At 43.4% G+C, this 19,882-nt stretch carries 16 protein-coding genes; 1 reads left to right on the top strand and 15 read right to left on the bottom strand.

Features of this window, described 5'->3' with window-relative positions:
* Positions 1–12 precede the first annotated feature (12 nt).
* On the top strand, positions 13–876 hold the full coding sequence (locus OK025_RS15455; protein ID WP_317665062.1) for an AraC family transcriptional regulator: 864 nt from the start codon (positions 13–15) through the stop codon (positions 874–876).
* 44 nt (positions 877–920) lie between these two features.
* On the opposite strand, the gene OK025_RS15450 is transcribed toward OK025_RS15455, so the two are convergent.
* The 15 genes from OK025_RS15450 to fsa form a co-directional block, all read right to left on the bottom strand.
* Positions 921–1,364 carry a hypothetical protein gene (locus OK025_RS15450; protein WP_317665061.1) on the bottom strand — a complete coding sequence of 148 codons (444 nt, stop codon included), beginning with the start codon at positions 1,362–1,364 and terminating at the stop codon, positions 921–923.
* Positions 1,319–2,971: an alpha-glucuronidase gene (locus tag OK025_RS15445; RefSeq protein ID WP_317665059.1), complete on the bottom strand. Its 1,653-nt coding sequence runs from the start codon at positions 2,969–2,971 to the stop codon at positions 1,319–1,321. The genes OK025_RS15450 and OK025_RS15445 overlap by 46 nt, the downstream gene beginning before the upstream one ends.
* A 23-nt stretch (positions 2,972–2,994) precedes the next feature.
* A complete protein-coding gene (locus OK025_RS15440; RefSeq protein ID WP_248932069.1) occupies positions 2,995–3,966 on the bottom strand; it encodes a glycoside hydrolase family 43 protein in 972 nt (323 codons plus the stop codon).
* A gap of 5 nt (positions 3,967–3,971) precedes the next feature.
* Positions 3,972–5,117 (bottom strand): endo-1,4-beta-xylanase, encoded by a 1,146-nt coding sequence (locus OK025_RS15435; RefSeq protein ID WP_317665056.1) that lies wholly within the window; start codon positions 5,115–5,117, stop codon positions 3,972–3,974.
* A gap of 19 nt (positions 5,118–5,136) precedes the next feature.
* Positions 5,137–5,772: an MFS transporter gene (locus tag OK025_RS15430; RefSeq protein WP_317665054.1), complete on the bottom strand. Its 636-nt coding sequence runs from the start codon at positions 5,770–5,772 to the stop codon at positions 5,137–5,139.
* Complete coding sequence (locus OK025_RS15425) at positions 5,756–6,550, bottom strand: MFS transporter (protein WP_317665052.1); 795 nt, start codon at positions 6,548–6,550, stop codon at positions 5,756–5,758. The genes OK025_RS15430 and OK025_RS15425 overlap by 17 nt, the downstream gene beginning before the upstream one ends.
* A 170-nt stretch (positions 6,551–6,720) precedes the next feature.
* Positions 6,721–8,820: a hypothetical protein gene (locus OK025_RS15420; RefSeq protein ID WP_317665050.1), complete on the bottom strand. Its 2,100-nt coding sequence runs from the start codon at positions 8,818–8,820 to the stop codon at positions 6,721–6,723.
* An 81-nt stretch (positions 8,821–8,901) separates the two neighbouring features.
* On the bottom strand, positions 8,902–10,806 hold the full coding sequence (locus tag OK025_RS15415) for a sialate O-acetylesterase (RefSeq protein ID WP_317665049.1): 1,905 nt from the start codon (positions 10,804–10,806) through the stop codon (positions 8,902–8,904).
* Between the two features lie 11 nt (positions 10,807–10,817).
* Complete coding sequence (locus OK025_RS15410) at positions 10,818–12,194, bottom strand: glycoside hydrolase family 43 protein (RefSeq protein ID WP_317665048.1); 1,377 nt, start codon at positions 12,192–12,194, stop codon at positions 10,818–10,820.
* A gap of 6 nt (positions 12,195–12,200) precedes the next feature.
* Positions 12,201–13,760, bottom strand: coding sequence for a glycoside hydrolase 43 family protein (locus OK025_RS15405; RefSeq protein WP_317665046.1), 1,560 nt, complete (start codon positions 13,758–13,760; stop codon positions 12,201–12,203).
* A gap of 28 nt (positions 13,761–13,788) precedes the next feature.
* The gene (locus OK025_RS15400) at positions 13,789–16,245 is read right to left on the bottom strand and encodes a glycoside hydrolase family 95 protein (RefSeq protein WP_317665044.1); all 2,457 of its coding nucleotides are present in this window, start codon (positions 16,243–16,245) and stop codon (positions 13,789–13,791) included.
* Positions 16,246–16,365: 120 nt separating this feature from the next.
* Positions 16,366–17,199, bottom strand: a complete 834-nt coding sequence (locus tag OK025_RS15395) for an alpha/beta hydrolase (protein ID WP_317665043.1) — start codon at positions 17,197–17,199, stop codon at positions 16,366–16,368.
* A 70-nt stretch (positions 17,200–17,269) separates the two neighbouring features.
* Complete coding sequence (locus tag OK025_RS15390; protein WP_201669313.1) at positions 17,270–18,232, bottom strand: transketolase family protein; 963 nt, start codon at positions 18,230–18,232, stop codon at positions 17,270–17,272.
* A gap of 28 nt (positions 18,233–18,260) precedes the next feature.
* Positions 18,261–19,118: a transketolase gene (locus tag OK025_RS15385; protein WP_198385951.1), complete on the bottom strand. Its 858-nt coding sequence runs from the start codon at positions 19,116–19,118 to the stop codon at positions 18,261–18,263.
* Between the two features lie 7 nt (positions 19,119–19,125).
* The gene (gene fsa / locus OK025_RS15380) at positions 19,126–19,794 is read right to left on the bottom strand and encodes a fructose-6-phosphate aldolase (RefSeq protein WP_317665038.1); all 669 of its coding nucleotides are present in this window, start codon (positions 19,792–19,794) and stop codon (positions 19,126–19,128) included.
* Between the last annotated feature and the right edge of the window lie 88 nt (positions 19,795–19,882).

The raw sequence follows: 19,882 nt of genomic DNA, 5'->3' as shown, positions 1-19,882 counted from the left end.
CCGCTTCGCATAATGATAAATAACGAAAAGAATAAACTAGATTTTACACTATTGAATATTGGCTATGCGGAACATCTGGCAGATTGGAACTTTCAAAATATTAAGAGTCCCTTTGCAAGAATACATTATGTATGTGAAGGTGAGGCATCTATTATTTTAAAGGATGAAATCATTAAACTTCGCCCCGGCCATCTCTATCTTACACCAGCCTATATCCATCATAGCTATGCCTGTTCTGCTAAACTCTCGCTCTATTACATCCATATCTATGAAAATCCCGAAATTAGGTCAAGTATTTTTGATCGTTACACTTTTCCAAAGGAGATCAAATCTGATCAGCTATTGGAGACTGTCATCCAGCATCTCTATGCCTCGAATCCAGGTCGTGAGTTAAAAATTTACGATCCAAAGGGCTACGATAATTCTTCAGAATTAATGAAAAACATGGCACTTCAGACGGCTTCGCCTTTCGCCAGAGCCTCCGAAAACCAAGCGATCATTCATTTGTTAATGAGCCGATTTCTAGCAGAAGCAACCAACAAAATACCACAAGTAGAAAAACGACTTTTGCGTGTGCTCGATTACATAGACGAAAATATCCATCATACGATTTCAATCGAACAACTTGCCAATCTGATTTTTATCTCCAAAGATCATCTGATCCGACTTTTCAAAAAACAGATGAATGCCACACCGGTACATTACATCAATCAAAAAAAAATAGAAAAAGCACAGTTGATGATGTTAATCGATGAAGACAATATCCAACAGCTGTGCTTTAAATTGGGCTTTGAAAATATATCTTATTTCAACAGACTCTTTAAAAAAATAACGGGCGAAACACCTACGATTTATAAACGTCGAATAAGCAGATAAAGCAACCCATTATGAATAAGATCTTGAAGACGTTGCTTTCGTTGCTAATTATGATGCCCCATCGGTAGCTTGATTTTCTTTAACTCCTCCAAATTATGTATTGGCCGCTCCAACTCGTAAGGAATCGGCTGACGCGAAAAACACTGAAAGTACTGTAGACAAGCATCTTTCCACCAAACTGCATCTCTAGCTTGGATTCTCAGTTTAGCTTGAACAGCCAAAAAACGTGGTCGATCAATATATTTTTCCATACGATCCCAAACTTTTTGAAACTCCCTCACTTTTTGGACACCGTGGTCATAACGGAAACATAATTCGGTCCACAGCGTATTGCCGCTATTCATTCGATAATTCCAGGAAACATGATGAAACCACAATAAAAGTTTTTCCGGACAGGTGGATATATTCCCATAAATCTTGTCCAATGGTGGATTATATTGTGTTACAGCACGACTTCCATTAACCGTTCGGTCAAAGCCCAATCCCACGCTATCCGCATTATGGTAATACCATGGCATCCAGTCTGGACGTCCCCCGGAATATCTCCCCAAGGTTCTGGGCCGTAATGATGCTCAAAAGCAAAAAGGTGATGCAGGCCTAAAGGCATCATATAATCGACTGCTGCCTCCCGTGATTCAAGCATCAGCTTCTTTATAGGTTCTGCAAACTCCTGGACTCCCGTAAAAGTCATTCTTATCCACTCATCCGCTATCTGAACCGACGACAGGTTATTGTTCCAAGCCAAACGACCAAAGGCATACAAGTTGGCTTGGGCAAAATGATGCCCCGTCCAATTGGTATCCAAACCAATATTGGCGACAGCAGCGATTGCAGTTTTACGTCCCAAATGCCCCCTACTGTCGGTCAATTTTGACACCGTTTGCCCTTTCCCATTGGCATAGGTATCACTATCCAATACTTCCTTAAACAAAGGAGCCAAATAGACCAAATGATTAGAAAAGCCTAGATATTCCTGTGTCAATTGAAATTCGAGCATCTTTGCTGTATTTGGCATCGCACCCAACAGTGGATTGAATGGCTCTCGGGGCTGAAAATCTATAGGCCCATTTTTTACTTGAAGAATAACATTGTCCCGAAACTGGCCATCAAGAGGAACAAACTCTTGATAAGCCTGTTTGGCACGGTCATCTTTAGTCGGATGATAGACAAAAGCCCGCCAAAACACTGTACCACCATAAGGACTTAATGCATCGGCAAGCATATTAGCCCCATCCGCATGGGTTCTTCCGTAATCTTGCGGTCCTGGTTGTCCTTCAGAATTTGCTTTAACCAAAAATCCACCGAAATCCGGAATTAATGCATAAATTTCTTTGACTTTGGATTTCCACCAGCGCTTAACTTCCTGATTTAAGGGATCTGAATTGGTTAAACCGCCTATGTTTTGAGGTGAGGAAAAATTGATTGAGACATATACTTTAATGCCATATTTACGAAAGACATCCGCCAATGCTTTAACCTTTTTCAGATAATCCGGCTTCAAGAGATCCGACGAAGCATTCACGTTATTCAATACCGTCGCATTAATTCCTATTGAAGCATTGGCTCGTCCATATTGTTCATATCGGGGTGAAAGTTTATTCGGCAACTCCTCCCAGTTCCATAATGAATGCCCGGCATAGCCGCGTTCTATTGTCCCGTCGAGATTATCCCAGTGGTTTAAAACCCTGATATCATAGGCAGGTATTTCAACCAATCCCGATTGGGGTATCCCTGCTCCCGTTTCCTGAAGACGTAATAAATGATAAACAGCATATAATATACCCACAGATTGGCCGGCAATTATATAAACCTGATTTTCGTGTTGGCTAATTTGATAGCCGTCTTTTAAATCCTTTCGGCTAGGATCTAATTTTAAGATGACATCCCCTCCCTTCCAGTAACATTCCAGTTCCTGTTTTGCCAATGCCAAGGTTACATCGGTTGATTTTCCTTTGATAACCTGGATGGTGCCTACAGGTTTTACCTGTTTTGAAAACCGCAGCCACAATTGGCTACCATCCTCCGAGCGTAAAGTAGCGGGGAAAATAAAAAGCAACGCCAACATTAAGAAATGGAAATACATAGTATACCTCATCCGTAAAAAAACTAATACATCTTTTAAGAAGACAATCCATCTATTGGCTTAATATGACCATTCTCATCATACGTCAACTCAATAACTTTCATGCTTCTGAGCCAGGTCTTTCCTCCAGATGGAACCGAGTCGTGATAAAATAGGTACCACTTGCCCTTGAATTCCACGATGCTGTGGTGTGTGGTCCAACCAACAACAGGCGATAAGATCACCCCTTGATAAGTAAATGGTCCATAAGGATTGTCTCCGATGGCATAACAAATCAAATGGCTGTCGCCTGTAGAATAGGAAAAATAATACTTTCCTTGATATTTATGCATCCAGGAAGCTTCAAAAAATCGCTTTTCCGTATCCCCATGCTTTAATGGTTTGCCCTCTTTATCTAAAATAACTAGATCCCGCGGCTGTTCCGAAAACTCCAGCATATCAGCAGACATCTTGACAACCTTAGGCGACAATGCAGTTTCATCAGATTTTGGCAATTCATTGGGCGAAACAATCTTATTATTCCGATAAAATTGGAGCTGTCCACCCCATATACCACCAAAATATAAATAATAGGAACCATCTGTATCTTTAAAAGCACATGGATCAATACTGTAGCTTCCCTTAATTGGATTATCCTGCGGCACAAATGGTCCATAGGGTTGGTCTGCCATAGCGACACCCAGTCTAAAAATATCGTTTTTGTCTTTCATGGAGAAATACATATAGTACTTCCCATCTTTCTCGGCTACATCGGAATCCCAAAGCTGACGACCGGCCCAGGGAATGTTTTTTACATCCAATACCTTTCCATGATCAACAACCTCCGCATTGATATCTTCTAGGGAAAATACATGGTAATCCTGCATATCAAAATGGTCGCCGTTATCATTTTCGGGGATGCCGCTTTCCCTATCGTGAGAGGGATAAATATAAATTTTGTTTTCAAAAACATGTGCTGAAGGATCAGCCATGTAATCTCCGGGATATAAATACTTACTTTTGTTCATTTTTCTTATTTCTTTTTTTTTTGAGTCAACGCAATAATATCCTTTACAAAAGGTTTGGGCTGATAATTCCGGTCAAATAACAACGGATAGTCTGTACGTCCCGGAATAGGCCAGCCATTCTTCCATGAGTCTCCATCGCCAACACCCCACAATGTCACACGTGATATTTTATCCCGATGTTTGAGATATAAATTAAAAAACGCTACATATCTCGCTCCCAACTCATTCATTTTCGCTGCAGGAAGTCCTTTTTCGTACGGATTCATCGCTTTACTGTAGGCATGACGCTCCCCTATTTCCGCTCCCATATTGGGACGTACATGCGGTAGGACCGAAATATCCATTTCCGTCACCATTACCTTCGCACCAAGGCCTGCAAATCCGAGTATGGTTTTTTCGACTTCATCGACCGATGGATTGTCCAATGCATTGTGTTCCTGCATACCAATTCCAGTGACCTGCCCACCGGCAGCCTTTACCTGTTGCACCATACGCATAATACCCTTTCTTTTTTCGGGGATAGCAGTTGAATAATCGTTATAATATAATTCTGCATTTGGATCTGCCTCATGCGCAAATTTGAAGGCCAATTCAATGAATTGCGGCCCGATGATCTCGTAGAATTTGCTTTTACGCCATTCTCCATTATCCAATATGGCCTCATTCACCACATCCCAACCAAATACCCTTCCTTTATAGCGGGAAACAACGGTTTGTATATGCTTCCGCATGCGTTCGATAAGTACCTCTCGGGTGACTTCTTTCCCATTTTTATCGACAAAAAACCAAGCTGGTGTTTGCGAATGCCAAATCAGCGTGTGACCGATAATTTGCATTTTATTTTTTTCTCCAAATGCGACAAAGCGGTCCGCATCTTTAAAATCGAACTCACCTTCCCTTGGTTGCAAAAACATACTTTTCATACAATTCTCGGCAACTATGGAGTTGAACTGCGTTTTGACCACCACGACCGCTGCCTGATCGCGCTCCCATATCTGATCAAGGTTTAATGCTGTTCCTATAAAAAATTTACCCTCAAATGCATCTTTCAAGGTCAATGAATCAGGAGCCCGCTTCAGGTTCTGCAAAGTGGCTGAAGCAGCAGGACCAAATAGTAAGGCTGCTACCGCCACAACAATAGTTTTTAACATCTTCATGGTTTATTTTTGATTAATAAGTATGTCTTGATTCTATATCTTGGTTGATTTTGTCGATCGTTATATCATCCAGTTCGTATTTGGAGATAACATACATCGCGAGCACCAAAAGAACGGCAGGAATAACAGCCACCAACCATAGAATTCCCTTTTCAGCCAATGCAGATTGTCTTACTGCATTATCTTTATCAAATTCAACATAAGTCAGTACCAATCCAGGGACGACACCTCCCAATGCCATTCCAGCCTTATAAAAAATACCTGTCAGTGCATTGACAATACCCGAAATACGCTTACCGGTTTTATATTCACCATAAGATATGACCTCAGGCACAAGAGCCCACATATACCCCGTAGCGACGATTACACCCGTTGACTTGATAAACTGAGCAGCCAATACCAGTCCAATATTATTCTTGAGCGTCTCGTTGGATGAAATTATGTACAACATGAGCATTCCAAGGATAGCGACACTCAGAAAAACATAGAACATTTGCTTCTTTCCTATTGTACGTTTGATAGCCGGCACCAATGGCATAAAAATAAAAGCAGGCAGGGAGCCCAGAGCCATAAAATAAGGCAGCATATCCGGAGCATGTACATTATAGATCATGTAGTAGGATCCTGCCGAATTACCGATGGCCATCATCGCAAATGCTGTAATGAAAAAAAAAGGCCAAAATACGCAAAGGCCTATTGTGCTTAAATTCTCGCCATAGATCAGATACGCGAACATTATCCGTATCCTTTTCATCCATAATAACCCGTTCTTTTGTTTGTGAGAAACAAAAAATCAGAAGGGCCAATCCGACTAAAGCATAGATCAGCATCGTTGTAAACCAGGCTTCGGCCGAATCTTTTGAGTTTATCTTTCCATCCGGAGCGAGATACTGTACGACCAGCGGTACGCCATACCCAACAGCCAGCCCGCCCACGTTCGCCATAAACATGCGCGTCGATGTTAGTTTTGTCACCTCGTCCGTATCCCTCGTCAAGGAAGCATTTAAAGCACCATAGGGAACATTCACTAAAGTATAAAGCATTGAAAGGCCAACATATGTAATATAAGCGTAGGCCAAAGAAACCGAAAATCCATTCCAAAAACACAGAATTGCAAACCCTGTCATTGGAATTCCTCCCAGCACCAAATAGGATCTGTACTTTCCCATCCGGGGATTTCTCTTATCGACAAATGCACCTACAATGGGATCCCACAGCACATCCACAATTCGGACAATGAGAAACATGACTCCTGCCGAAGCAGCAGAAATTCCATAAACATTGGTATAAAAAATCAGGAGGTACATCGAAACAGTCTGGTAAATAAGATTCTGTGCAAGATCACCAGCGCCAAACCCCACCCGTTGTTTCATTGAAAGTTTGTAAAAACCTTTAATAGGCTTTACCTCTGTTATACTTTGATCCATATAATTGGTTATTCGATTAGTTGAATTACAAGGGTAAAACTACAAGTAGCTTTCTACCGGGAACCAATACAAATGTTTTATATTCCAATAAAAATGTTTAAAAAAGGCTGTCCATTTCCATTGGACAGCCTTTTTCTACATGTTTGTAAAACCGCTTACCGGCTAACGGTTCAATTCTTTACATACTTTACAAGATAGCTTTTGGTTTGTCCTTTGTAAACACAATCGACCTGTGCGTAACCAGTCACCGAGCTGCCTTGTTTAACTTTGATTTCAACTTCAGGGTTATTTGCCATAGCCTTCACCACAGGAATCTTCTTGTCGTTGGTTTCCATTGGAAAAGTAACTTCATAATGGTTGTAACCAACGATGCCGTTCTCATCGGTAGATCGCACAGGAATCGAAGGCAACATTAGTTTTTTTCCATTCACTGTAATCGTAACCGAAGGCGGTACCGGACGTTCAATTTTTTTGTCTTTCGAACTAAATCCCAATCCTATAAAATCAAAAAGGGGCTTGCCCTCTTCACCCTCAGCGACCAGAAACAAGGCATGTTTGCCATCCAAGTGATCGACATAATTAGAAACATCGACCGTAAATTGCTTTACTGTTGTCGCCGTATTTGCGGGAACTGTTATTTGAGCAATACGCTTTCCTTTCCAGGTTTCATTATCCCAAGGACCATCCAGCCACACATTGATCTTAAATGAAGCTTGTGTTTTTGGTGTAATAAACAGATTGAAGGTGGTACGATTTCCTTTTTTTGTTCCCTCAAACGCCTTTAATCCGAATTTATCCTGTTTCAGCCCACCAAAACCAAAATATTTAAAACCTGCGATAGTTCCATTTTTCATATTTGTCACAGGCATATGGTTATCCCATACGTCCCATGAATCCTGTTGTAAACTGATATCTGAAAGATAACAGGCATATCCAGCCGAGTAATACCGATAGGGGTCTAATCCATAGAAATGGAATCCTTCCGATGTCACCTCTGCACCTTTATATTCTTTTCCCTGCTTATCTTTGATGGTTAAATTTTCTTGAAATGGGTCAAAAGCTCGGATAGCAACCATCCCACCATCTTTTACGCTTTTTTCATCCCACGAAACTCTGATAGGTTCTACTACCGCCTGACGTGCAAAGCCAAATCCGCGTGGCGGTCTATGGTAAAATACGTACCATTGTCCATTAATCAGTTCGATACTGCCATGGGTATTATGCCCCGCATTGCTGGTTTCGATAGCCGATCCGTCTTTATTTAATACTGGAGCACGCGAATCGACCAAAACACCGCCACTCTTCCAAGGCCCCAATGGCGAATCTGCCACCGCGTACCGCAAGGTTGAATTTGAGCTCCCTACCCCATATTCAGGACCTGAATATCCACTGTATACCGAAACATATTTGTTGCCGACTTTACGAATTGATGAAGCTTCAAAAAAATTAAAAGTTCCCAAATCCTCGCCCTCAAAAATATTAGGATAGGCGGTACCTTTTGGATCACGCAATTCACCATATCGTGCACTTGCTGGCAATAGATAATTAATAATTTCGGTACCTGGTCGTAGCGAATACATCGTTTTCTGATCTAACTGTGCCGCCATCGAGCGTTGAAAACCCCAAAAACCGTATGCCCGGAATCCAATTTCATAATCAGGATCTTTGGGATCCGTCACATATTCAATGTAAATGGCCGGATCAAACCCTAAGATACTTCCGGGCAAAGTACGCTTACCGTCTTCCGTGAGGTTTATAGGTTTAAAGGGGCCATTCGGTCGATCGCCTTTGACTACCATTGCTTCACGTTTATCTCCTCTGCTGTGTGGAAACAAGTAGTATTCTTTTTTTCCATCTTTACGTTTGACCTCTACAAGATCTGGGGCATACATCACATCCCATTTTCCATCAATCGGATAGCTAAAAATAGCACCCTCGTCTCGCCAGCTCGTTAAGTTTTCAATCGGCGCTGACCACATCCGAATGTCAGGCCCACAATAACTCGTAAAACGTAAATCATGGGAACCAATGATATATGCGCGATATTTCCCCGGCTGGTCAGGATCTTCAAAAACACGGGGTTCACCATCAGGGAGATGCTCCCAAAGTGGTAGGTATGGATTACCTATAGACTGGTGCACAAACCCCTTACTGAGATCCTTCACCATATTTTGCTGCTGCCCCAACGCCCGTGTTGTTGATAAAATTCCCGTAACGGATAATAACAATACCATTGTCCGTTTTTTTAAGACAATATTTAGTCCCTTCATAAATTGATTATATTAATTACTTAAATTGCTGAATTATATTTTATACTTTTCAATTGATTTTTTTTCCTCGAACTACTCATGCTACCAATTATCGGTACGAAATGGCACAGCTAGCATTCCTTCCTTGTTGACTAGATTTGCATCTTCGGGATTATTGCTCCATGCATAGCGGACTGCCTGTGGATTGCTGATCTTTGGATGACTCAATACAACCTCATTCCCACGTATAATTGCATTCGCCCATACGAATTTTCGGTCTGAACCTGCAATCGCAAAATGTTGCAATTTTTTACCATGACCGATAGCCAGTCCCTTTCCAATTTCGTTGAATGAAACGACAACTTGATTTCCATCGGTCCGCATATGTTTAAACCGTGGGCCGGAAGCGACTACCTGTTCGCCATACAACATCTTACGCGCGCATAGAAATAATCGCTTTGCCATATCCTTCTTATTTAGCGGATGTATATCGTTCCACTCACCAAGATCATAAGTCACGGCGAGCGCTGTTAAAGGAACCTCTTTGCTAACCTCAAATTGAGCCTCCCTGATCCTTGCCCAGTTAGACTCCGCCGGTACCGTATCTTTGGCCATAAAGTTGGGCAGCTGCACCATCAAAAAAGGAAGCTGAGGCTGACCAAATTGCGCGCGCCAATTACTGATCAAACGAGTAAGATAGCTTTGATAATAGGATGGATCACCCGCATTTGCTTCCCCTTGATACCAGAGAACGCCTTTTATTCCATAGCCGCGCAATGGATAGATCATTCCGTTATACAGGCCCGAACCAACCAGCCCCAAATGCCGCAGGCGGCTTTTATACTTTTCAACTTCTTCCTGGTCAATCGCAATTTGCCAACGCCATTCGCCTGCAAGATCAATACATACATCGTCCAATCTAATCTCATAGGATTTATCGGGTGTAAATCCGCCATCCCCTCCATCCGATCGCAGGCGCACGGTTAAATTATTTCTTCCTGCATGAAGTATCCCTGCAGGAATATCGTAAATCCGTGGCGGGTAACGGTAGGCAGTAGAACCTACAAAATGACCATTGACATACACCGAATCGCTATCGATCAGAGTCCCCAAATACAACTTGGCATGCCGCCCTTCTTTAGCTTCCGGAACAGTGAAATTCTTACGGTAATAACGTACCCCTTTAGTAGTTCGCTGCGCTTTTTTCCAGTATTCAGGCACCAGCACCGTTGGCCAATCCGAATCGTTATATTCTTCTTCTGTCCAATAATCCGCTCCCAGATCTCTTTCGGCCCACCGAAGGCTATCGACAGCATGTTGATCTAGCAACAATTCAGGAAAGTTTTTCAGATATTTCTGATCAATCCAGCGCTCTATTCCTGATCCGCCGAGACTAGATACGATCATTCCGACAGGAATACCATTATGCCGATAGGACTCCATCGCATAAAAATAGGCCAATGCCGTCCAATTCATAACATCGGAGGCGATTCCGGAATGCCATCGTTCACCAGAAGGTATATCTTCCTGTCTATCCACTATACTATTTTGTGTCGGCACCTTGAAATAACGGATCATATGATTATTGGATTCATTTATTTCAGGAAAACGTTCGACAAGCCGCTTAATCGGTGTCTCCATGTTGGACTGGCCCGAACAGAGCCAGACATCGCCAATTAACACATCCCGAATAACAATGTCATTGATCTCCATGAGATAAGGACCACCGTAATGCTGTGGCGGGATATGCACAGACCACTTACCATCCCTACCTGCTTCTGTATAATAGTATGCACCTCTAAAACGAAGAGTAATCTTTTCGCCTTTCGCTGCCCATCCCCAAATATTGAGATCGATATCCCGCTGTAGAACCATCTGGTCCCCCAGGATTGCTGGCAACCGTACACTGGCAGCACATGGTAGTAGTCCGAGAAGCCAAACAGTAACCAGCGTTAGACGATTAAAAAAAGATGAAAAACAAAAGAAATTTTCTATTCTAAAAAACATATTCTACCACTTTACCTTCCAAATTTCCAACAATCGAAAAACAGAATATTCGACGGAGCCTTGCCTTTATAAACAAAGTATAAATCGTGTATTCCCTTCACTTTATCGGCTAGTACGGTCTCCACTGTAGTCCACCGGTCATCGCCCCCTGTCATAGGAACTTGTATGGTAGCCAATAAAGCCCCGTCGATCGCTCCTGAACGAACCTCCATGCTGACTCCACCGTTATGTGTTGTTCCCACCCGTGCAAAAAAAGTGCGGGCACCTTTCTCACCAAAGTCAACATTTTTCACACAGGTATAAGCTCCATCTTTCCTTGCCTTTATAAAAACACCTACTTTTTCACGCTGATAGGATTTAACGTGCTCGGACCAAGCAATCATTTCGGCCTGATGAAGTTCGTAAGGGTTTACGTTTGCTAGCCCCTGAGTAATTCCTGCAGTCATTTTCATCGGCGGGATACTGCCGTCTGGATTAAAGTTTAATTCCTGCACAGCAACAGAGCGCGTGAAACCTCCTCCGCCGGGTAAAGCTCCATTGTGATAAAAGAAATAGGTCTTCCCTTTAAAATCGACAACACCAGGATGGTTTGTAAATGCTTTTCCTTCGGCTGACATGACTACACCACCATACTTCCAGGGGCCTTCGGCTTTTTTGCTGGTCGAATACCCAATAAATTCAGGTAAAGGGCCTCCCGGCCAAAAAAGATAATACAAGCTGTTTCTTTTGTACAACCAGGGACCTTCCTCGTAGGTTGTAGGTCGTTTCGGATCTCCCGCTCTTTTTCCAAATGATGCTGCTGTCATCGGAACCTCAACGATATCACCCGCATAAGAGATCATATCTTCATTCAGCCTGACATATTTCAGCTGAGGATTCCCCCAGTACATATGTGCCTCACCATCGTCATCAATAAACACAGTCGGATCGATATCGCCCCATTCACTCTGTAGTAATGGTTTTCCCAAGGGATCATGAAAAGGTCCCAACGGACTATCAGCAACTGCAACACCGATCGCACCACGATTGTTGAGTTTAGAAATAACAGGCACATATAGATAAAATTTACCATTCTTTTCAACACATTGCGCCGCCCAAGCATCCCCTTTTGCCCATTCAAAATCTGTATAAGAGAGAATCGCACCATGGTCTGTCCAGTTCACCATGTCATTGGTTGAATACACCCGCCAATTGTTCATATTAAACCAGGTGGATTCTTCTTCATCCTGCGTGGTATAAAGATAAAGCCGGTTATTATACACTAATGGTGCCGGATCCGCCGTATAGGATGTCTGTACAATCGGATTTTGTGCTTTTAACGTATTTATTGAAGGCAAAAACAGGAATTGGAATCCAAACAGAAATAACGTAAAAAATTGTTTTCTCATATCATCTTAATTTATGGTTAAATGGAAGTAATCAAAATCTACGTAGCCACCAGCCTCTTTACTCGCATAGTTAAAAAGTCCGAACCGATAACCCATAAAATGAGGAATGGTGTAACTCATTTTTAGCACGTTACCTATCATCTTCCAATGGTGTCCATCGGTACTATAAAAAAATTGGGCCGTATCTTTTTTGTTTGAAAAATCGCAGTTTGCTTTAAGAAATATACGCTGCTGTTTGAGATTGATCTTCGCCAGTTCTTGTGGCGCACCCGTCATCGCATTAATCATTACCAACGATTTTGTATTTCCTTCCATCCGGACTCCTACTAAACCATAGTTTTTTTGCAATAGCGATATTCCTGCAAAATCACCATCTTTCATGTTAGAAACCTCTACAGCAATAGCGGCGCTGCAGCTCGGGCCGATGGTGCGTTGCGTCAATGTATTTTTAGCTGAAAGAAAGTCATCAGTAAGGTCGCCGGTTCGCAGTCTCAAAAAGCCACGGCGTTCGGTCACTGACCAAAGATCAACAACTGGGTTATGGTTCCATTGCCATGCCAGGGGAAGGGCGGCTTGTCCGGCTTTCCGGTCAAAATCATCCGAGTCAACAATTCCGGGGCTTAAGCTTTTATTTGCGGGAAGATCCAATGTGGCCGGGACTTTTCCGTCAATACCAAGCACTGGCCATCCATCTTCCCATTTGACAGGAACCAAAAACGGAATTCGGCCTACAGCACCATAATCCTGAAAAAGATAAGCATACCATTTTCCGTTGGGCATATCAATCAGACCTCCCTGTGCCACACCCTGATCCTGCAAAACCACTTTCCCCTCATACGGACCTTCCAATTGGCTCGCCCGATGTACAATCACCGTGCGCATTCCTCCCGCTGGCCATGAAATATTAAAAAGATAATACATACCATTGATCTTAAACATTTGGGATCCTTCAGCAGGTAAACCGGCTTTGCCTTCTTTAGGCTTGGCGGGTAAAGAGGCATCGTCTATCAATACGCGTTGTGTTCCTGCTTTAACACCTGAAAAATCAGGCAATAATTCAGCAATATAGATACGTCCCCCACCCCAGATCATATATATTTTCCCCCCGTCAAAGAATAAGCTATGATCGTGCATCATCGGCTGAAATTCTTTCGAAACCCAGGGGCCATGTTCAATATCTGCTGTGTGGTAGACATGCGTTTTTCCTGTATTGGCCGAAAATGTACTGACATAGTACCGCCCCTCATGAAAGCGCAAACTGCTTGCCCAGGAGCCGTGCCCATACGCATTTTTATGGTTTGACAGATTGAGTTCATCCTGATCGCCAAGACGATCGTACGCATAATTAATCAACGTCCAATTGACCATGTCTTTGGACTTCATAATCGGGACACCGGGGTTCATGTGCATGGTCGTACTGCTCATATAATAGGTATCACCGACGCGTATCATGGACATATCGGGCACGTCAGCAAAGATGATTGGATTATGGGCTTGCTGCGCCAATGCTCCCAAAAACGGGATCATTAAGGAGAAGACAAAAGCGCCGATTTTCATTCTTAACATATTGACAGGATTTATTAGTCGCATTAATTTAGTAAGCCTTAAAAGTATAATGTTTTCCAGGCAAGGTTTGTACATCGTATTCATAATAGCTTGGTAATTCAATTCCTTTCAGCTGTGAATCTGCAGATTGAATACTTACTGGTGTTATTACAGGAGCTAAAAGGGTATTAGTCTGATCGCCTTTTGCGATTTGAAGTTCAGATCCTTTCAATGGCGAAGCTGTCCGTAGCCGCAAATTACCGCCTAAAGGTGAAAAGACCATTACCTCCTTTATCTTCCCTTTTTTCCATTGCATTTCAATTTCAAATCCACCGCGCGCCTTGATCCCCTTTACCCAACCCTCTTTCCATTGATCAGGAATCGCTGGCAGCAGATGCACAGCGCCATCATGGCTTTGGACCAGCATCTCCGCAATACCCGCTGTTAAGCCAAAATTACCGTCAATCTGAAATGGAGGATGTGCCGTAAAAAGATTTGGATAGGTACGTCCATCGGGATGGTTTTCATCGGAAATGCTCAGCATTTTCTTTATAATTTCGTAGGCATGGTTTCCATCCAATAAACGGGCCCATAAATTTATTTTCCATCCAATTGACCATCCCGTCGCAAAATCACCTCGATATATCAATGAATTACGTGCAGCCTCAAACAATTTAGGCGTGCGGAACGGTGAAATTTGACTACCTGGAAACAATCCGTATAAATGGGATACATGCCGGTGCTGATTTTGAGGATCATCCACATCTTCCAGCCATTCTTGTAACTGATTAAATCGACCGATATGCATTGGTGGAATCCGCCGTGCCGTTGCCAGCAATGTATCCCTATACATTGCATCAACATCGAGCGCTTCTGCCGCCAAAGCGGTACGGGTAAGCATGTCGTGGCATAGTTGATTATCCATGGTCACGCCTGCCGCAAGTGGCCCTTGCTCGGGCGAAATTGAGGGACTCAGGACGAGCCATTTTTCAGCTGGATAACCGCGATGCACGACAAGCGCAGACAAAAGAAAGTCGCAAGCTCCCTTCATAACCGGGTAAAGTTGCCTCAAAAACTCTTTATCTCCCGTAAAGAGATAATGCTCCCAAAGATGTTGGGACAACCACAGCCCCCCACTTGGCCACATTCCGGCAGCCGCAAAATCAATCGGACTCGTCACGCGCCAGATATCGGTATTGTGATGGGCCACCCAGCCACGGGCATGGTACAATGTCTTCGCGGTTTCTTCACCACGTTCACTGAGTTCTTTGATCATGGAAAATAACGGCTGAAGCGTACTCGAAAGGTTGGTGACCTCTGCAGGCCAATAGTTCATTTCGGTATTTATATTGATTGTATATTTACTGTCCCATGCTGGTTGCATGGATCGGTTCCAGATTCCTTGTAGATTAGCAGGCTGGCCACCCGCTTGTGATGAGCAGATGAGCAAATAGCGCCCAAATTGAGCCAACAAGGTCACTAAGGCCGGATCCTGTGTACGGGCAAAGTCTGCAATACGCGCGGACAGCGGCAACTGTTGTTCGCTATTGGCATCCCCCAAATGCAGCTGGAATCGATTAAACTGTCTGCTGTAAGCAAGGGTATGCTGGTGTGAAGCCTGCTGATAGTCTTTGTCCATGGCCTTTTGCAATCTTTCTGCAGCCAGCTTATAGGGATCAGCTCCCAGTTGTTTATAATTTTGAAAATTACTCGCAATTGAAATATAAAGACAAACGGAACTTGCATCTTTTATATCAATCGATTCCTCTTTCACGATAAGCTGTCCATCGGTATGCTTTACTCCCGTATGAATCTGATAAACAACCTGCCCTTTAATACCTTCGTGATCGGATCCTCGTCCTTCTAAAATAAGCTTATCACCGGTTTTGTAAATAGTATGCTTCGACTCATTCTCATAAGTTAATGTGAAATTGAGTTTCCCCTTCTTGCTCGACTTTATTTTCATAACAATGGCATCATCAGCAAACGAAGTAAAAACTTCTCTGGTAAATGTTACCCCATCTACTGTATAACGCGACAACGCAACTGCCCGTTCAATATCCAGTTCGCGATAATAGTGCCGGTACCGTTCATGTCCAGGGAATCGCAGCAGAATATTTCCTGCCGTTTGATAGGGCATGCCATGTGTCTTAGTGAAGAAGGTTTCATTTGCAAGCTTATCGGCTTCAGCTGGTTTCCCATCGAATATATAATTCTGAATAGTTTTTAATGCCGCGCCGCCTTTCTTATTATCGTTGCGATAAGGACCTCCCGCCCAAATTGTTTCCTCATTAAGCTGCATACGCTCACAAGATGGAATTCCATAAACCATCGCGCCCAACCGACCATTTCCAAGCGGTAAAGCTTGTTCCCATACCTTTTCGTCTGCAGGCCGATCATACCATAGGGTCAATGCCGATCGCTTTTGGGCAAACAACAATGTAGTATGCAGTGACAAGATCGCAATGAATAGGCTTATGTACTTCCAAATAAATTTTTCAATCATTTTTCTTGATAGTATTTTTTGCAGTTTCGGAATTAATCATCAGGACTAACAAACTCATTTTAAGACCGGCCAAGGCAAACCGTCGAATTGTTTATTGCTATTATCAAATTAGTAAGGCCTTTATTTCTTATTCTTAAATAGCAATTGCGAAACATTATAGAGATCATTTCTCCATACATTGAAATCATGCCCGCCCGACTCCAGATAGTAAATATGAGGCACCCCATGTTCCGAAAGGTACTCATGCGTGCGCTTACTTATATTGAGCAAACCATCCTGGTCACCACAGGAGATCCACAGCAGTTTTAATTTATCTTTAGCTTCTTTCGGAACAGGCAGTAATTCCTGTGGCATCTTGGTATTGGGCGCGGAGGAAAAGCCCCCCACCCAGGCAAAAGTATCGATATGGCCAAGTCCAAAATTCAGTGCCTGTCCACCGCCCATAGACAATCCAAAAATCGCGCGGTGCTCGCGATCCTTGATAACGGGAAACTGCTTTTCAACAAATGGAATCAGGTCATCGAGCAGATCTTTTTCAAAAGTTGAAAACGCCGCTACCCGATCCGGTGCCATCACATTTCCACCAGCACGGTCATCTTCCATGGCGCGGCCATTGGGCATAATCACCAACATAGGTTCCATTTTTCCTTCCGCATACAGGTTATCGAAAATAACCTGAGGGTTTCCATGTCTGAACCATTCCCGTTCATCACCGCCAATTCCGTGCAAGAGATATAATACGGGGTATTTTTTTGCGGCACTGTATCCCGGCGGGGTATATAGCAGTGCTTTCCGCTTAACTCCTACAGTTTTTGAAGGATAAACAAGGGAATCTATTTTCCCAGTCGATGTCAATTTTCGCTCAACATCAAATCCCTGTGGGGCAGTCTGCTGCGCCTGGGCCACTAGGCTGGTGGAAAAAACGCACAACATGGTGCAGATCATCTTTTTCATATTATAATTGGTTTAATAGCAAATAGATAGCGAGGCTATCGGCCTTGCAGGGACAATAGCCCAATTTCAACTAAATCACCACTTTCCTTTTGAGTACTCTTAATACCGCCGCTACAATAGCATCGGCGTTTAAGCCATATTTATCCATCAGCGCACTTGGCGGTCCCGATTCACCGAAGCTGTCGTTTACAGCCACATATTCCTGCGGAGTAGGCAATTGTTTTGCCAACAGTTGCGCTACACTATCTCCTAGTCCACCGATACGATTATGCTCTTCGGCTGTAACAACACAGCCCGTTTTAGCGACAGAAGTCAGTACGGCTTTCTCATCTAGTGGCTTGATGGTATGGATATTAATGATTTCGGCATCAATACCTAATGTTTCCAATTCTTCCCCGGCACATATGGCTTCCCAGACGAGATGTCCAGTTGCCAAAATAGTCACAGTTGTACCCGGATTGAGCATCACGGCTTCGCCGATCACAAATTCCTGATCTTCCGGGGTGAAAACCGGCACCACGGGCCGTCCAAACCGCAGGTAGACTGGCCCCTTGTGTTTGGCAGCAGCTAGCGTCGCAGCCTTCGTCTGATTATAATCGCAAGGATTGATAACCGTCATCCCTGGAAGCATTTTCATCAATCCAATATCTTCCAATATCTGATGGGTCGCCCCATCTTCACCCAACGTAAGGCCGGCATGCGAAGCCGCTATTTTCACATTTTTATCCGAATAGGCAATAGATTGACGAATCTGATCGTATACCCGACCCGTTGAAAAATTGGCAAATGTACCAGTAAAAGGTATTTTTCCACCGATGGTAAGTCCAGCTGCAATACCCATCATATTTGCTTCGGCAATGCCGATCTGAAAAAAACGTTCCGGAAAGGCCTTGATGAAATCGTTCATTTTGAGCGAACCGATCAGGTCTGCACAGAGTGCAACCACATTTTCATCTTCCTTTCCTGCTTCCAGCAAACCGGCACCAAATCCAGAACGTGTGTCTTTTGATTCTGTATATGTATATTTTTTCATGTTAATCTATTTCAAAATCGTCCTACGATTAGGCGATATAATCACCCAATGTTTCTGCATTCTGGTTTAAGGCCACAGCTAGTTGTTCATCACTGGGTGCTATGCCATGCCATTTATGTGAGCCCATCATAAAATCAACTCCATTTCCCATTTCGGTATGTAGCAACACCATTACAGGCATTTTAGTTCCGGTCGAAGCTTGGGCCTTTCGTAGTCCTGAAATCACAGAACCAATGTCATTACCGCGCATAACCTCTATAACCTTCCAGCCGAATGCCATCCATTTGCGGGGTAGGTCGCCCAGCGAAAGGACATCGTTGGTAGCCCCATCAATCTGCGCACCATTGTAATCTACAATAGCAATCAAATTGTCCATTTCGTTGTGAGCTGCATACATGGCCGCTTCCCATACCTGCCCTTCCTGCAATTCGCCATCGCCCATAAGCACATAAACCATGCGGTTATCTTGATTTAATTTTTTGGCTTGAGCAGCACCAATAGCGACAGAAAGACCTTGCCCCAAGGATCCCGAAGCGACACGGATACCTGGCAGTCCTTCATGCGTAGTCGGATGTCCCTGCAGTCTTGAATTGAGTTTTCTGAAGGTGGCAAGTTCATCGATTGGAAAATAACCTGCTCGCGCCAACACACTATAAAATACCGGAGAGATATGACCATTGGAAAGGAAAAACAAGTCTTCCCCGAGGCCATTCAAATCAAACTGATCGTTTCGCTGCATCAATTCAAAGTATAAGCAGACCAACAATTCGGTGCAGCCCAACGATCCTCCCGGATGCCCCGACTGGCAACCATGCACCATGCGGAGTATATCCCTTCGGACTTGCTTAACAATCGCTTCTAAATTATGGATACTATGTCTTGTCATGACCATCTCAATTGTTACTTTGTGCGGCAACGCGTTTATGATCAGCTAAAAATTGAGCAAGGCCACTGTCCGTCAACGGGTGTTTTAAGAGGGAAAATATCGCCTGCAAAGGTCCAGTCATCACATCCGCACCAATTTTGGCACAACCCAAGATATGCGCACTATGACGTACCGAAGCCGCAAGAATCTGGGTAGGGAAAGCATAATTATCGTAGATCGTCCGAATTTCGCGAATCAGGGCCAGTCCATCGACAGAGATATCATCGAGCCTACCGACAAAAGGAGATACATAGGTTGCTCCGGCTTTGGCGGCCAAGAGTGCTTGCCCGGCAGAAAAGACCAGGGTGCAATTGGTTTTAATTTGTTTTGTACTAAAATATTTAATTGCTTTAATGCCGTCTTCAGTCATTGGAACCTTAACAACAATCTTATTGTCTAAGGCCGCTAAGAGCAAACCTTCCTCAATCATCGCGTTAAAATCAGTTGAAATCACTTCAGCACTTACATCACCGTCTACAATATCACAGATAGCTTTGTAGTGCGCATGTACATGAGCTGTTCCTGTAATCCCCTCTTTGGCCATCAGTGAAGGATTGGTCGTTACACCATCTAGAACACCTAAATTTTGAGCCATACGAATCTCACTGAGACTTGCCGTATCGATAAAAAATTTCATTTTTTTAGTTGATTAGTTTTGAATTCGCTAGATCTCCAGCGATTGGTTATAAGACAAAACTATAGCTTTCAACCAGATAGGATTGCAA

The sequence above is a fragment of the Sphingobacterium sp. UGAL515B_05 genome (genome assembly GCF_033097525.1).
In the GTDB taxonomy this organism is placed as follows: domain Bacteria; phylum Bacteroidota; class Bacteroidia; order Sphingobacteriales; family Sphingobacteriaceae; genus Sphingobacterium.
Note: the sequence above shows the minus strand (reverse complement) of the source record. Positions and strands in the feature narration are given on the sequence as shown.

Coding starts and splice junctions, on each gene's coding strand:
- OK025_RS15390 (WP_201669313.1), bottom strand. CDS start 18,232: ATGAAAAAATATACATATACAGAATCAAAAGACACACGTTCTGGATTT.
- OK025_RS15425 (WP_317665052.1), bottom strand. CDS start 6,550: ATGGATCAAAGTATAACAGAGGTAAAGCCTATTAAAGGTTTTTACAAA.
- OK025_RS15420 (WP_317665050.1), bottom strand. CDS start 8,820: ATGAAGGGACTAAATATTGTCTTAAAAAAACGGACAATGGTATTGTTA.
- fsa (WP_317665038.1), bottom strand. CDS start 19,794: ATGAAATTTTTTATCGATACGGCAAGTCTCAGTGAGATTCGTATGGCT.
- OK025_RS15415 (WP_317665049.1), bottom strand. CDS start 10,806: ATGTTTTTTAGAATAGAAAATTTCTTTTGTTTTTCATCTTTTTTTAAT.
- OK025_RS15410 (WP_317665048.1), bottom strand. CDS start 12,194: ATGAGAAAACAATTTTTTACGTTATTTCTGTTTGGATTCCAATTCCTG.
- OK025_RS15405 (WP_317665046.1), bottom strand. CDS start 13,760: ATGTTAAGAATGAAAATCGGCGCTTTTGTCTTCTCCTTAATGATCCCG.
- OK025_RS15400 (WP_317665044.1), bottom strand. CDS start 16,245: ATGATTGAAAAATTTATTTGGAAGTACATAAGCCTATTCATTGCGATC.
- OK025_RS15385 (WP_198385951.1), bottom strand. CDS start 19,118: ATGACAAGACATAGTATCCATAATTTAGAAGCGATTGTTAAGCAAGTC.
- OK025_RS15440 (WP_248932069.1), bottom strand. CDS start 3,966: ATGAACAAAAGTAAGTATTTATATCCCGGAGATTACATGGCTGATCCT.
- OK025_RS15395 (WP_317665043.1), bottom strand. CDS start 17,199: ATGAAAAAGATGATCTGCACCATGTTGTGCGTTTTTTCCACCAGCCTA.
- OK025_RS15435 (WP_317665056.1), bottom strand. CDS start 5,117: ATGTTAAAAACTATTGTTGTGGCGGTAGCAGCCTTACTATTTGGTCCT.
- OK025_RS15445 (WP_317665059.1), bottom strand. CDS start 2,971: ATGAGGTATACTATGTATTTCCATTTCTTAATGTTGGCGTTGCTTTTT.
- OK025_RS15430 (WP_317665054.1), bottom strand. CDS start 5,772: ATGATGGCCATCGGTAATTCGGCAGGATCCTACTACATGATCTATAAT.
- OK025_RS15455 (WP_317665062.1), top strand. CDS start 13: ATGATAAATAACGAAAAGAATAAACTAGATTTTACACTATTGAATATT.